14 protein-coding genes are annotated in these 13,266 nt (G+C 68.5%); 2 read left to right on the top strand and 12 right to left on the bottom strand.

Annotated features, from left to right (window positions below):
• Positions 1-23: 23 nt before the first annotated feature.
• Positions 24-1,535 carry an MFS transporter gene (locus PP359_RS03360; RefSeq protein WP_499249897.1) on the bottom strand — a complete coding sequence of 504 codons (1,512 nt, stop codon included), beginning with the start codon at positions 1,533-1,535 and terminating at the stop codon, positions 24-26.
• Between the two features lie 82 nt (positions 1,536-1,617).
• Here PP359_RS03360 and PP359_RS03365 point away from each other — a divergent pair, with 82 nt between their 5' ends.
• Entirely contained in the window at positions 1,618-2,244 is a 627-nt protein-coding gene (locus PP359_RS03365) for a TetR/AcrR family transcriptional regulator (RefSeq protein WP_499249898.1), read from the top strand.
• A gap of 28 nt (positions 2,245-2,272) precedes the next feature.
• On the opposite strand, the gene PP359_RS03370 is transcribed toward PP359_RS03365, so the two are convergent.
• Genes PP359_RS03370 through PP359_RS03380 form a run of 3 tightly spaced genes read right to left on the bottom strand, consistent with a single transcriptional unit; the run spans position 2,273 to position 4,906 of the window.
• Complete coding sequence (locus tag PP359_RS03370) at positions 2,273-3,457, bottom strand: acetyl-CoA C-acyltransferase (protein ID WP_112931342.1); 1,185 nt, start codon at positions 3,455-3,457, stop codon at positions 2,273-2,275.
• A complete protein-coding gene (locus PP359_RS03375; protein ID WP_204359856.1) occupies positions 3,454-4,107 on the bottom strand; it encodes a CoA transferase subunit B in 654 nt (217 codons plus the stop codon). Before PP359_RS03375 ends, PP359_RS03370 begins: the two co-directional genes overlap by 4 nt.
• A 1-nt stretch (position 4,108) precedes the next feature.
• On the bottom strand, positions 4,109-4,906 hold the full coding sequence (locus PP359_RS03380) for a CoA transferase subunit A (protein ID WP_499250808.1): 798 nt from the start codon (positions 4,904-4,906) through the stop codon (positions 4,109-4,111).
• 110 nt (positions 4,907-5,016) lie between these two features.
• On the opposite strand from PP359_RS03380, the gene PP359_RS03385 reads away from it, so the two are divergent.
• Positions 5,017-5,805: an IclR family transcriptional regulator gene (locus tag PP359_RS03385; protein WP_295817028.1), complete on the top strand. Its 789-nt coding sequence runs from the start codon at positions 5,017-5,019 to the stop codon at positions 5,803-5,805.
• 12 nt (positions 5,806-5,817) lie between these two features.
• Here the strand turns inward: PP359_RS03385 and PP359_RS03390 are convergent, their stop codons facing one another.
• The 8 genes from PP359_RS03390 to PP359_RS03425 are packed head-to-tail and all read right to left on the bottom strand — an operon-like array spanning position 5,818 to position 13,253.
• Entirely contained in the window at positions 5,818-6,732 is a 915-nt protein-coding gene (locus tag PP359_RS03390) for an alpha/beta fold hydrolase (RefSeq protein ID WP_499249899.1), read from the bottom strand.
• Positions 6,729-7,481 (bottom strand): 3-hydroxybutyrate dehydrogenase, encoded by a 753-nt coding sequence (locus tag PP359_RS03395; protein ID WP_135949093.1) that lies wholly within the window; start codon positions 7,479-7,481, stop codon positions 6,729-6,731. The genes PP359_RS03390 and PP359_RS03395 overlap by 4 nt, the downstream gene beginning before the upstream one ends.
• The gene (locus tag PP359_RS03400; RefSeq protein ID WP_112931338.1) at positions 7,474-8,151 is read right to left on the bottom strand and encodes a TetR/AcrR family transcriptional regulator; all 678 of its coding nucleotides are present in this window, start codon (positions 8,149-8,151) and stop codon (positions 7,474-7,476) included. The genes PP359_RS03395 and PP359_RS03400 overlap by 8 nt, the downstream gene beginning before the upstream one ends.
• A complete protein-coding gene (locus PP359_RS03405) occupies positions 8,138-9,712 on the bottom strand; it encodes a class I adenylate-forming enzyme family protein (protein WP_295817034.1) in 1,575 nt (524 codons plus the stop codon). Before PP359_RS03405 ends, PP359_RS03400 begins: the two co-directional genes overlap by 14 nt.
• Positions 9,713-9,734: 22 nt before the next feature.
• Positions 9,735-10,889: a branched-chain amino acid ABC transporter permease gene (locus tag PP359_RS03410; RefSeq protein ID WP_295779090.1), complete on the bottom strand. Its 1,155-nt coding sequence runs from the start codon at positions 10,887-10,889 to the stop codon at positions 9,735-9,737.
• Entirely contained in the window at positions 10,886-11,761 is an 876-nt protein-coding gene (locus tag PP359_RS03415) for a branched-chain amino acid ABC transporter permease (RefSeq protein WP_135949090.1), read from the bottom strand. The genes PP359_RS03410 and PP359_RS03415 overlap by 4 nt, the downstream gene beginning before the upstream one ends.
• A complete protein-coding gene (locus tag PP359_RS03420; protein WP_036318848.1) occupies positions 11,758-12,468 on the bottom strand; it encodes an ABC transporter ATP-binding protein in 711 nt (236 codons plus the stop codon). Before PP359_RS03420 ends, PP359_RS03415 begins: the two co-directional genes overlap by 4 nt.
• Complete coding sequence (locus PP359_RS03425; protein WP_036318846.1) at positions 12,465-13,253, bottom strand: ABC transporter ATP-binding protein; 789 nt, start codon at positions 13,251-13,253, stop codon at positions 12,465-12,467. The genes PP359_RS03420 and PP359_RS03425 overlap by 4 nt, the downstream gene beginning before the upstream one ends.
• Positions 13,254-13,266: the final 13 nt, after the last annotated feature.

The following is a 13,266-nucleotide window of genomic DNA, read 5'->3' on the forward strand; positions in this document are numbered from 1 at the left end:
CGGTCGCGCGGCGAGGACCTCGCTCAGTGGGCGAGCACGGGCTCGCCCGCGGTGTCGATCGAGGTGGTCGCGGCATCCGCGGCCCGGCGAACGAACGCTTTGCGCCGGAATCCGAGGGCGGCCACCACCGCGCCGAGTGCGAATGCGCCGGCCCCCCACCAGTACGCCGTCGCGTAGCTGTGCAGAGCGGCATCGGCCAGAACCTGCGGCGTGGCCGGAGCGTGCGCCGCGACGAAGTCGGCGGCCGCCGTCGCTGCGAGGGTGTTCAGCAATGCCGTGCCGATCGAGCCGCCGACCTGCTGCGAGGTGTTGACCATCGCCGACGCGACACCGGCGAATTCGCGATCGACACCGAGCGTCGCGGTCTGGATCGACGGGGGCATGATCGACCCCATGCCGAGCCCGAGCAGCATCAGCGCAGGCAGGAGGTCGACGAGGTACTGGCTGGACGCGTCGAGCCGCGTCAGCAGCACCATGCCCACGGCCGCGAGTGTCATACCGATCGGCACCATGACCTTCGGGCCGAAGCGCGGCAGGAAGATGTTGGTCGACAGCTGCGCGCTGAGCACGAGCATGGCGATCATCGGCAGGAACGACAGACCGGTCTGGATCGGCGAGTACCCCAGCGTGGTCTGCAGGTAGTAGGTGACGAACAGGAAGATCCCGAACATCCCCGCACCGGCGATGAGGATCGAGCTGTACGCCGACGCCCGGTTGCGATCGCGGACGATCCGCAGCGGCAGCAGAGGATGTTCGGCGCGCTGCTGCCACAGCACGAAGGCGATGAGCAGAACGCCCGCGGTAGTGAGCGTCCCCCAGGTGATGGGCGCGCCCCAGCCGTCGGTCTCGGCCCGTGAGAAGCCGAACACGAGAGAGAACAGGGCTCCGGAGACGAGGATCGTGCCCGGCACGTCGAGCTTCGGACGGGGACCGGTGCGGGCGACCGTGTGCACGAAGAAGATCGCCCCGATGACGGCGACGACCGCGATGACGTCGTTGATGTAGAGGTTCCAGCGCCAGCTGAGGTCCTCGGTCAGGATGCCGCCGAGCAGGAGGCCGATGGCGCCGCCGGCGCCCGCGATCGCGCCGAAGACGCCGAAGGCACGACCCCGCTCCTTGGGGTCGGTGAAGGTCGTCGTCAGCACGGCGAGTGCGGTGGGAGCCAGCAGTGCACCGAACGCGCCCTGCAGTGCGCGAGCGACGACGAGCAGCCCGAAGGACCCCGCCATCCCGCCGAGCGCCGATGCGAGCGCGAACCCGACGAGTCCGATGATGAAGGCGCGCTTGCGTCCGATGAGATCCGACAGACGGCCGCCGAGCAGCAGGAGTGAGCCGAAGGCCAACGAGTACGCGGTGATGATCCACTGCCGGTCGCCGACCGAGAACTGCAGATCGGCCTGCGCCGCCGGCAGCGCGATGTTCACGACGGTCGCGTCCAGGACGACCATCAGCTGTGCCAGCGCGACGACACCGAGTGTCAGCCAGCGCCGGCCGGAGGGCGCCGCCGCAGCGGCTTCGGGTGAGGGTGAGGTCATGCGGGAGACTTTATACGACACTTGCGAGTTCCGAAACCAACCAGTTCCTGAACATGCCGGTTCCTGAACTAGACTGTTTCCCATGACGGATACCACCCTCGCCGATGAGGACGTCGATCCCACCCCCAAGCCGGGTCGCAAGCGCGATCACTCCCGCGACCCCGAGATCCTCGCCGCTGCTCTCGACATCCTCGCCGAGAAGGGGTACGAGCGCATGACCGTCGATATGGTCGCCGCACGTGCGCGTGCGGGCAAGGCCACGCTCTACCGACGGTGGCCCTCCAAGGCGGAGCTGGTCATCGACGCCGTCGCCTGCATGAAGAGCTCTTCCCACGCCGATCTTCCGGACACGGGATCGCTGCGCGGCGACCTGGTCGCGAACATCAAGGCTCCCGTCATGAAGGACGGGGAGCGGAAACTGCGCATCATGGCGGGAATGGTCTCGCTGATGTCGGAGTCCCCCGAGTTCGCGGATGCCGCGCGCGCCGCCATCGTCGAGCCGAGGGCGGCCGCGCTGCGTGTGCTGATCCAACGCGCCATCGATCGCGGCGAGGTCGCCCGCGACGTCGACCTCGCGCTGCTCTCGCAGGTGATCCCGTCGATGACCGCCTACCGCACTCTCATGCTCGGCAGACCCGTCGACCGCGACTTCGTCATCTCCCTCGTCGACGACGTGCTCCTGCCCGCGCTCGGTCTGCGCGAGGGCTGACCCCAGCGCGCTACCCGATCGGCGCGGCTCAGCGCGTCAGGATCAGCGCCTCCCCTTGACCACCGCCGCCGCAGAGACCGACGGCCGCGGTTCCCGAGCCTCGGCGAACGAGCTCGTGCACGGCGTGCACGACCAGACGTGCGCCGGACGCTCCGATCGGATGACCCAGGGCGATGCCTCCCCCGTGCACATTCACGACGTCCTCGCCGATTCCCAGCTCGCGCTGCGAGTGTGCGACGACCGCCCCGAACGCTTCGTTGATCTCGACGAGATCGAGATCGGATGCCGCAAGGTGCTGCCGCTGCAGAGCCTGAGCGATCGCTCGCGCCGGCTGCGCGTGCAGGGAGTTGTCCGGGCCCGCGACCTGACCCGCGGCTCCGACGACGGCCAGCACCGGCCACCCGTTCTCATCTGCGTGCGCGCGCGTCGTCAGGACGACGGCAGCAGCACCGTCGGAGATCTGCGAGGCGTTGCCGGCGGTGATGGAGCCGTCGGCGGAGAACGCGGGGCGAAGCCCCGCCAGGGTCAGTTCGGTCGTGTCTGCACGGATGCCCTCGTCGCTCGTCACGGTGACCGCCGCTCCGCGGCGCTGCGGGACCTCCACGGGCACGATCTCCGCGTCGAAGACGCCGGCATCCCGTGCCGCTGCCGCGCGCTGGTGCGAGAGGGCAGCGACATGGTCCTGCTGCTCACGCGTCACCTCGTATCGCGGGTTGAGGCGCTCCGTCGATGCGCCCATGCTCTCGCGGTCGTAGGCGTCGGTGAGGCCGTCGTAGGCCATGTGGTCCAGCACCTCCACCGAGCCGTAGCTCCATCCGTCGCGCGAGCCCATGAGCAGGTGCGGGGCGCGCGTCATCGACTCCATACCGCCGGCCACGACCACGGTCGCATCGCCCGACGCGATCATCCGCTTCGCGTCGATGATGGCCGTGAGCCCCGACAGGCACACCTTGTTGACACCGGATGCCGGGACGTCCCATCCGATCCCGCCGGCCAGCGCGGCCTGGCGCGCGGGGTTCTGTCCCGATCCCGCGGGCAGCACCTGCCCCATGATGACCGCGTCGACGGCATCCGCAGGGATCGCGCCCGCCGCCAGCGCCCCCGCGATCGCGAGGCCACCCAGCTGCGGGGCGGTGAAAGCGGCCAGCTGGCCTTTGAGTCGCCCCTGCGGGGTGCGGGCGGCAGCGACGATGACGATGTCGGCGGTGCTCATGCGATCTCCTTGAGCTTCTCGGCGATGATCAGAGGGGGTTCCGTGGCGGCGAGGACCTCGTCGACGCTGACGCCCGGAGCGGTCTCGACGAGAACGAGTCCTCGGTCGGTGACGTCGATGACGGCCAGGTCGGTGATGATGCGGTCCACCACTCCGCGCCCGGTCAGCGGCAACGTGCACTGATGGACGATCTTGGCCGAGCCGTCACGGGCGACGTGTTCCATCAGCACGATCACACGGGCGGCACCGTGCACCAGGTCCATGGCGCCGCCGGGACCCTTCACCATCTTTCCCGGGATCATCCAGTTCGCAAGGTCGCCCGACGCCGAGACCTGCATCGCTCCGAGGATCGCGGCGTCGATCTTGCCACCGCGGATCATTCCGAAGCTCAGCGCGGAGTCGAAGAACGAGGCGCCCGGAAGCACGGTCACGGTCTCCTTGCCCGCGTTGATCAGGTCGGGATCGACCTGCTCCTCGGTGGGGTACGGGCCGACGCCCAGGATGCCGTTCTCGGACTGCAGCACGACGGTGACGCCGTCGGGCACGAAGTTCGGCACCAGGGTCGGCAGACCGATGCCGAGGTTCACGTACGAGCCGTCCGTGAGTTCGGCGGCCGCGCGGGCGGCCATCTCGTTGCGGGTCAATGCCATGTCAGGCTCCTTCGGGAAATGTCCGTGCGGCCGCGTCCGACACGGTGACGGTGCGCCGTTCGATCCGCTTCTCGATGTCGCTGCCCACCTCGACGATGCGATGCACGTAGATGCCCGGCAGGTGGATGCTGTCCGGGTCGAGGTCGCCCGGCGCGACGAGCTCTTCGACTTGCGCGATGCAGACGCGGCCCGCCATCGCGGCGAGCGGATTGAAGTTGCGTGCCGCGCGGTGGAAGACGAGATTGCCGTGCGTGTCGCCCTTGGCGGCGTGGACGAGCGCGAAATCGGTCACGATCGCCTCTTCGAGCACGTAGTCGCGCTTCTCACCCGTCACATCGAAGGCGCGGACGTCTTTCTGCGGCGACGCGACAGCCACACCCCCCGCGCCGTCGTAGGCGCGAGGCAGTCCCCCTTCGGCCACCTGCGTACCGACCCCCGTCTGCGTATAAAACGCCGCGATCCCGGCGCCGCCGGCACGCAGCTTCTCCGCGAGAGTCCCCTGCGGGGTGAGCTCGAGCTCGAGCTCGCCGGAGAGGAACTGGCGCTCGAACTCCTTGTTCTCGCCGACGTACGACGAGGTCATCTTGCGGATGCGCTTGGCATTCAGGAGTACACCGAGCCCCCAGTCGTCGACACCGCAGTTGTTGGACACCACCGACAGTTCGCTCGTGCCCTGAGCGAGCAATGCCTGGATGAGTGCGATGGGGTTGCCGGACAGGCCGAACCCGCCGACGGCGAGCGACGCGCCGTCCGGAATGTCGGCCACGGCGTCGGCCGCGGACGGATAGGTCTTGTCGATCACGAATCACTCCTTTGTCATCGCGTGTGCCCTCCCATCCTCCGCCCCGTCGGCGCGGTCCGCACCTCGCCGCTTGCCATGTGGATGCCGCGTCGCCTACTGTCCACATCATGGACACCTCGCGACGCACCGTACCCGGCGCCCAGTCCGTCGCCCGCGCAGCAGCTCTGTTGCGATTGGTGACGTCCGCGGGCGCAGACGGCGTGTCGGTCGCCGAGATCGCGCGCCGGGCGGATCTCACCCGACCCACGGTGCACCGTTTGCTGTCCGCGCTGCGTCACGAAGGTCTCGTCGATCAGGACGAGAAGTCGGGGGCCTGGGTGCCCGGGCCCGAGCTCTATCTCATGGGAACAGTCGCGGCATCCCGGTACGACATCACGGCGATCGCGCGCGACATCGTGCGGTCGCTGGCGGTCCGCACGGAGGAGAGCGCGTTCCTGTCCGTGCGCCGCGGCGACGAGACGGTCTGTCTCATCCGCGAGGACGGCGCCTTCCCCATCCGCTCGTTCGTGCTGTCGGAGGGCGTGCGCTTCCCCCTCGGCGTCGCCTCGGCCGGGCTGGCCATCCTGGCCTTTCTTCCTCCTCACGATGTGGACGCCTACTTCGATCGCCATCCCGACCTCGGCGAGCGCCACGGCGCCCCGCACGCCGAACCACGTCTGCGGGCGCGGCTGCGCGAGACGCAGGCGCGCGGCTACGCCCTCAATCCGGGCCTCATCGTCGAAGGCAGCTTCGGTCTGGGAGCCGCCGTGTTCACGCGCTCCGGCCATCCGCAATGGGCACTGAGCCTGACGGGCGTGGAGTTCCGCTTCACGCCGGAGCGCATCCCGGAGCTCGGCCGGACACTGCTCGCCCACGCACACCAACTGACGACCCGCGTGGCCGCGGGTGCCCGCTGAGCGCAACAGAAGCTAGGCGGCCGGAAGCCGCGGAACGGAAGCCCCGAGCTGCTCCTCCACGAGCGCCGCCAACCTGTCTGCTCCGGCGCGCGAGAGCACCACCGTGTAGTGATTGAACTCGGGCCACGCGACGTGCGCCACCGAAGGGTAGGCCCGCAGTTGCGCCGCCAGGTGCGCCGGTGGATAGAGTCCGGGGGGCTCGTCCTGCAGGCCGCGCGGCACCGTCACCAGTGTCGAGGGCGTCGTGAGAGCGCCGAGCGCATCCGCAACCGTCGAGCGCGTGTTCATGTCGACGGTGTCCTCGAGCGTCGTCGCATAGCTCGTCGCCGGTCGATACGAACCGTCCGGCTCGGGCTCGAGATCGTAAGCCAGGTAGTGTTCCAGCTCGCTCGACCAGTCGTCCGCGAATGCGGGGTGTCCTCGCCAGAACGAGAGGTACGCGTCGACGGTGGCGAACCTCTTCGACAGCCGCTCGGCCGTCGGGCCGAGGATGGCAGCGACGAGCTCGTCCGGCGAGAGCCCCTCCGGCGCGGCCAGCGGGAGGCCTCCGTCGACGAGGAGGAGTCGTCGAGCGAGCTCCGGATGCCGATCTGCGAAGACCACCGCGACGAACGCGCCCATCGAGTGCGCGACCACCAGATCGGGCACGACCTCGAGTGCGCGACAGACGAGGGCGAGGTCATCGGCGTGAACAGCCATGCCGGCGGGTCCCGTCAGCCGGTTGCTTCGTCCGCGTCCGCGCAGGTCGGGCGCGACGATCCGCACTCCCGGCAGCGCCGCGGCCAGCAGCTCCCACGCGAGGTGCGACGACGTCACTCCATGGACGGCGAGGATCGTGGGGGCACCAGACTCGGCATCCCACACCCCCACCCTCAGCCGCCCCCCGGGAACGTCCACGTCGACGGCGCGCGCGGTACGGGTGCTCATCGTGCCGTCCACCCGCCGTCCATCGTGTAGCTGGCGCCCGTGACCATGCCGGCGTCGTCGCCGGCGAGCCACGCGGCCAGTGAGGCGACCTCGTGCGGCTCGATCAGGCGTTTGATCACCGACTCGGTGAGCATGACCTTCTCGACCACCTCGTCCTCGCCGATGCCGTGGACGCGCGCCTGGTCGGCGATCTGCTTCTCGACCAGTGGCGTGCGCACGTAGGCCGGGTTGATGCAGTTGCTGGTCACCCCATGAGCGCCGCCCTCCAGCGCCGTGACCTTCGACAGCCCTTCCAGCGCGTGCTTCGCCGTCACGTACGCCGACTTGTAGGCGCTCGCGCGCAGACCGTGGGCGCTGGAGATGTTGATGATCCGCCCCCAGCCCCGCTCGTACATCCCGGGCAGAACGGCGCGGATGAGGAGGAAGGGCGATTCGACCATGAGTCGCTGCATGAAACGGAACCGCTCCGGCGAGAACGTCTCCAGGGGCGCGACCGTCTGCACGCCCGCGTTGTTGAGGAGGATGTCGGCGTGCAGCGACAGCTCGTCGAGCGCGACCGTGTCGGACAGGTCCACGACCCAGGCCTCTCCCCCCACGCGGTCGGCAGCGCGCTGGGCGGCTTCACCGTTGAAGTCCGCGATCACGACGTGTGCGCCACGGCGCGCGAACTCTTCCGCGCAGGCAAGCCCGATACCACTGGCACCGCCAGTGATCACCGCGCGACGACCCGAGAGTTCCTGTTCACTCATGCCTTGATCCCTTCTCGGTGCGCACCGCGAGCGCGTTGCGGATGAAGCGCATCATGCCGTCGATGATCTCGTCGCCGATCGCGGCCGGCGGACGGCCTTCCTCATCGCGCTCCCACAGCAGGAAGCGCATGCCGATGAGTTCCCCGGCCCCCATGAGGGCCCACGCCGTGACCTCGGGATCCAGGGCGGTGTCGACATCGCCCGACGCCTGGGCGGCGCGCAGACCGGCTTCGTAGCCCTCCACGATGCGGGTGTAGTGCAGACGCAGCATCTCGGGAGAGACGAACTCGGCCTCACGCACCACGCGGTACAGGGCGGGATGGGCCGCCGTGAACCGGAAGAAGCCTTCGAAGCCGGCACGCTCCGCGTCGATGCGGTTGTCGGTGTCGGCCATCGCCTGCGCCATCGCGTGACGCACGCGACGGTTGAGGTCGACGACGAGCTCCTCGAAGATCTGCTGCTTGCTGTCGAAGTAGAGATAGAACGTCCCCAGTCCGACTCCCGCGCGCTCGGTGATCTTCACGATCGACGCCTCGTGATAGCCGAGGTCGGCGAAGACCTCCTCTGCGGCCTCGAGGAGTTTGCGACGTGTGGCTTCGCCGCGCTTGGTCAAGGGTTTGCCGGCTGCGGAGAAAGCCGCTTCGGGCTCGAACTGCTCAACTGTGCTCATGAGCACTTCCTCTCACCAGGTCGGCGGCCCACGCGCGCAATCGCGCACGAGCCAGTTTCTCGATCGTGGACCGTGGCAGGTCATCGACGAAGACGACGCGCACGGGGACCTTGAAACCCGCGAGCTCCGACCGCGCGTGGGCGAGCACCTCGTCGGCACCCAGCGCGGCGCCGTCTTCTCTCACGATGAAAGCGACACCGCGCTCGCCCCACACATCATCGGGAACACCGACCACGGCCGCATCGGCGACGCCGGGATGCAGCAGGAGCGCGCGCTCGACCTCCGCGGGCGCGACGTTCTCGCCGCCGGAGATGAAGATGTCCTTCATCCTGTCGACGATGCGGAAGATGCCTTCGGCGTCGCGGTGCACGATGTCACCGGTGCGCAACCACGCCCCCGATCGGACTCGGGAGGTCGCCTCCTCGTCGTGGAGGTATCCCGCGAACACGCTCGGTCCCCGCACCCACAACTCACCTGTCGCCTCCCCGTCGAGAACGAGCTCGCTCTCGGGATCGACGATCCGCACGTCGACGTGCGGATACGGGCGCCCCACCGCTCCGGGGTTCTCACGCGCTTCGGATGCCGGCAGGCACAGCACGTTCGGCGCCGCCTCGGTCAAGCCGTACCCCTGGCTCAGCGGTACCCCGGCATCCGCCCACCGCTGGGCCAGAGTCGGCGGGATCGTCGCACCGCCCACCAGGGCCTGCCGAACGCTCCCGACACCACGCGCCGTGAAATCGGGATCATCGGCCAGCATCCGGTACTGCGTGGGAACTCCCATCATCGCCGTCACGCCGCGTTCTCGGATCAGCTGCAGCGCCCGTCGAGGCTGGAAGGAACGCTCCAGGACGACGGTGGCGCCGACCCACCAGGCGAGGAGCGGCTGACAGTTCCACGCGGCGACGTGGAACTGCGGCAGCACGGCGAGCACGACGTCATCGGCGGTGAGCTGGGCCACTCCGGCGAGAGCGAGGTTGTTCCAGAAGCAGTTCGCATGCGTGAGCACGACGCCTTTGGGCGCCGCCTCGCTGCCGGAGGTGTAGATGACGAGGAGAGGGTCGTCGTCGCGCACAGCGCGGCCGGCCGTGGCTGGCGCCGATGATCGTCCGGCGCCCGCTCGGGCCGGCACCGCCGATTCGATGCCGGTGGTGCCCAGCAGGGTGATCGGTGGCGATGAGGACAGACGTGCGAAGGCATCGGTGGCGATGGCGAGATACTCGTCCTCGATGGCCACGAGTGCCGGTTCCGCATGGCGCAGCATCTCGGCGAGTTCGCGCGATGACAGGCGCCACGACAGGGGAACCATCGCCACTCCCGCCTTCGCGCATGCGAAGAACACCACGACGTGATCGATCGAGTTGCCGGTGATGGTCGCCAGACGATCTCCGGGTCCGTATCCCGCACGCCGCAGCGACAGCGCGAGCTCGTGTGCGCGGGCCTCCAGGTCGCCGTAGCCGATCCGGACACCGCGGTCGTCGATCGCCGTGCGGCCGGCGGCAGAGACGGCCCGGTCACGCAGCCAGCGACCGATCGTGTGCGCTCCGTCCGACTCGCCCCTCACGCGAGCCCCTCCACCCGTGACCTCATGCCCGCACCTCGGCATCCACGCCCCGCGCGCCGCCCGTGGTCTCGTCCGCATCGTCGATCTGACGCAACTGCGAACGGGTGCGCTCACCACGACGTCGGCGGACCGCGGTGTCGATCGTGCCCGCGATGCCGCCCGGCAGGAACATGACCACCAGGATGAACAGCACCCCGAGCAGGAACAGCGGCTCCGACAGCGGGATGCGCAGCGCGTCGGGGAGATCCTGGATCCACGGCGAGCGTGCGAGAACCGTCAACCGCTGATCGAGGATCGTGTAGAGCACACCCCCCACGATGGCACCCCACCGGAACCCGACGCCACCGAGAACCACCATCACGAGCACGGTGATCGTGAGATCGGCGCCGACGGTGCTGGGCTGGGTTCCCGATTGCAGCAGCATGTAGGCGATGCCGGCGAGCGAGGCGCAGAGAGCGGCGAGGACGAAGACGAGAAGCTTCGCGGTGTACGGCCGCAACCCCAGCACCTGGACGCGCAGTTCGTTCTCGCGTGCCGCTTGTGCGAGATGTCCGAGCCGCGAGCGGTCCACCCAGAGCACCACCAGGTACACCACCACCAGCACGACGAGAGTCAGCCAGTACAGATTGCGGGTGTTCGACACACCCACCAGCCACGAGGGCACCTGGTCGACGGGCAGCCGCAGTCCCTCCTCACCACCGGTGATGTCCTGATTGCGACGCACCAGCACCGACCCGGCCTGCGCGAATGCCAGTGTCACCATCGCGAAGGGGATGCCGGAGACGCGCATCGAAATGGCGCCCGTGAATGCGGCGATGACGAGCCCACCGACGAGAGCGATGAGAGCACCGGGCCACAGCGGCACCCCGAAGAACTTCAGCGCGAGCCCGAGTCCGTACGCGCCGACACCGAAGTACAAGGCGTGGCCGAAGGACAGCATCCCGGAGGTGCCCAGCAGCAGGTTGTACGAGAGGGCGAGCGCGGCGAAGACCATGCAGAGCGAAAGCAGAGCGAGCGAGCCCGGTGTGTACGTCGCCCCCGGCAGGATGCCGGGGATCGAGATGTTCAGCAGCGGCAACACGGCCATGACGACGACGAGGACGGCACCGACGACGAAGGGGATGAAGGCCCCGGTGCGGCCCGGCACGAGGGTGGGAACTCCGGTGGTGACGGTCATGCTTTCCTCCCCATGAGCCCGGTGGGTCGCACCAGGAGCACGACGGCCAGCAGCACGACCACGATGAAGTCGCCCGTGCCGCTGAGGTAGACGTTGGCGAACTGCTGCAGCACCGCGACGAGCACCGACGCGATTGCGGCCCCCGTGAGCGAGCCGAGGCCGCCGATGACGGTCACGATGAAGGCGAAGATGAGCAGCGTCGCGCCGAGGTGAGCCGACACGAACGTCGTGTAGTGCATGGCGAGCACCCCGCCGATGCCGGCCGCCGCACCGCCGATCGCGAACACGAGTGTGAAGCTGCGGCGCACGTCGATGCCGAGCGCGGTCACCATGGCGCGGTTCTCGACACCGGCGCGGATGATCATTCCGTATCGCGTCTTCTTCAAGAACAGCACGAGTGCGACGAGCACGAGCGCAGCGGCGATCATCAGCACCCAATAGGTGTTGGGGATGCGCGCTCCGAGGACGTCCGTGGTCTCCTTCAGCCAGGCGGGACCGGCGATGTTGACGGCATCCGTTCCCCAGATGCCCTCGAACAGGGCGACGGCCGCGAAGGAGAGTCCGACGGTCACGAGAACCTGCTCGATGTGGCGTTCGTAGAGCGGTCGGATGAGCACCAGCTCGGTGAGCGTCGCGAACACCGCACCGACGATGGCGCCGACGAGGATCGAGACGAGGAACGATCCCCACGATGCCGTTCCCAGCGCCTGCGCCACCTGCCACCCGATGAATGCACTGAGGGTGAGGAAGGCGCCGTGCGCGAAGTTGAGCACGTGCATGAGCCCGTAGATCAGGCTCAGCCCCGATGCGACGAGGAAGTAAAGTGCTCCGAGGCCGACACCGGTGAGAAGGATGAGGACGATGCTGCTCATGAGTGCACCTCCGCGCTGACGCCCAGCAGTCGCGTGGTCAGCGCGTCATCGTCGAGGATCTGGCGCGCGCTGCCGGTGTGGACCACGCGTCCTCCGGCGATCACGATCGCATCGTCGGCCAGGGTCCGTACGACGTCGAGATTCTGTTCTACGAGCAGGATGGGCACGATCTTGGCAGCCTCCTGCAGGGCTCGCGCGACGTCGTCGACGATCTTCGGAGCGAGTCCCTTGGTGGGCTCGTCGACCAAGAGGATGCGGTTCTCATTGAGTAGCGCTCGCGCAACCGACACCATCTGCTGCTGTCCGCCGGAGAGCGTGCCGGCGAGCTGTGATCGCCGGGCCATGAGGTCGGGAAAGAGCTCGGCGACGAAATCACGGCGCGGCTTTCGGTCGCGCTCCGCGAGGGCCAGATTCTCGGCGACGGTCAGGCCGGCGAACACCTCGCGGTCTTCGGGGACATAGCCGACGCCGCGCTGGACGATGCGATGGGTGGGAAGGGCGTCGATCCGCTCACCCGCGAGCACGACCCGACCCCGACGAGAGATGAGACCGAGGACCCCGCGCATGGTCGAGGTCTTGCCGACCCCGTTACGGCCGAGGACGGCCGTGATGCCCGTTGCCGGCACCTCGAACGAGACGTCTTCGACGACCTGCTGACCCGCGATGGATGCCGACAGGTGCGTCACGGTGAGGATCGGTGCGCTCATGCGGCCGACTCTCCCGCCGGATGCAGACCTCGGCCGAGGTAGGCGCTCTGCACGAGAGGGTTCTCCATGATCTGCGCGGGCGAGTCGAAGGCGATGATCGACCCGGAGTACATGACGGCGACCTTCTGGACGAAGCCCATGAGCACGTCGATGTGGTGTTCGACCATCAACACCGTGCACCCGGTCGCTTCCTGCATCTCGCGGATCGTGTCCACGAGTCCCGCGACGTCGCCGGAGGCGACCCCCGCCATCGGCTCGTCGAGCAGCACGATCTTCGCCTCGGTGGCGAGCAGCACGGCGATCTCCAGCTTGCGCTTGTCGCCGTGGGAGATGTCGCCGGCCGCCGTGTCGAGTTTGTGGGTCAGCCCGACCTTGACGAGCTGATCCAGGGCGAGCTCGGTCGCGGCATCCGTCCTGCGGGGAAAGCGCAGCAGAGAGAAGCTGCCACCGAGACCGACCTGGGCGGCAAGACGCACGTTCTCGAGGACGCTGAGTCGCGGAAAGAGGCTGGAGGTCTGAAAGGTGCGCCCCAGCCCCGTCCGCGCTCGCTGTGCGATCGACGCGCGGGTGATGTCGACACCGTCCATCACGATGCGACCTGCGGTCGGCCGTGCGACGCCGGAGATCACATTGAACAGCGTGGTCTTTCCGGCGCCGTTCGGCCCGATCACGCCGACGATGCTGCCGGGCGCGACATCCAGGTCGACGTCTTTCAGGATGGTCGCTCCGCCGATCTGCAGGCCGAGGCCGTCGATCAGGAGTGCGGACGGGACGGGGGTGCTCATGCGGCTTCGCCTC

The sequence above is a fragment of the Sphingomonas sp. BLCC-B65 genome (genome assembly GCF_028550675.1).
Taxonomy (GTDB): Bacteria; Actinomycetota; Actinomycetes; order Actinomycetales; family Microbacteriaceae; genus Microbacterium.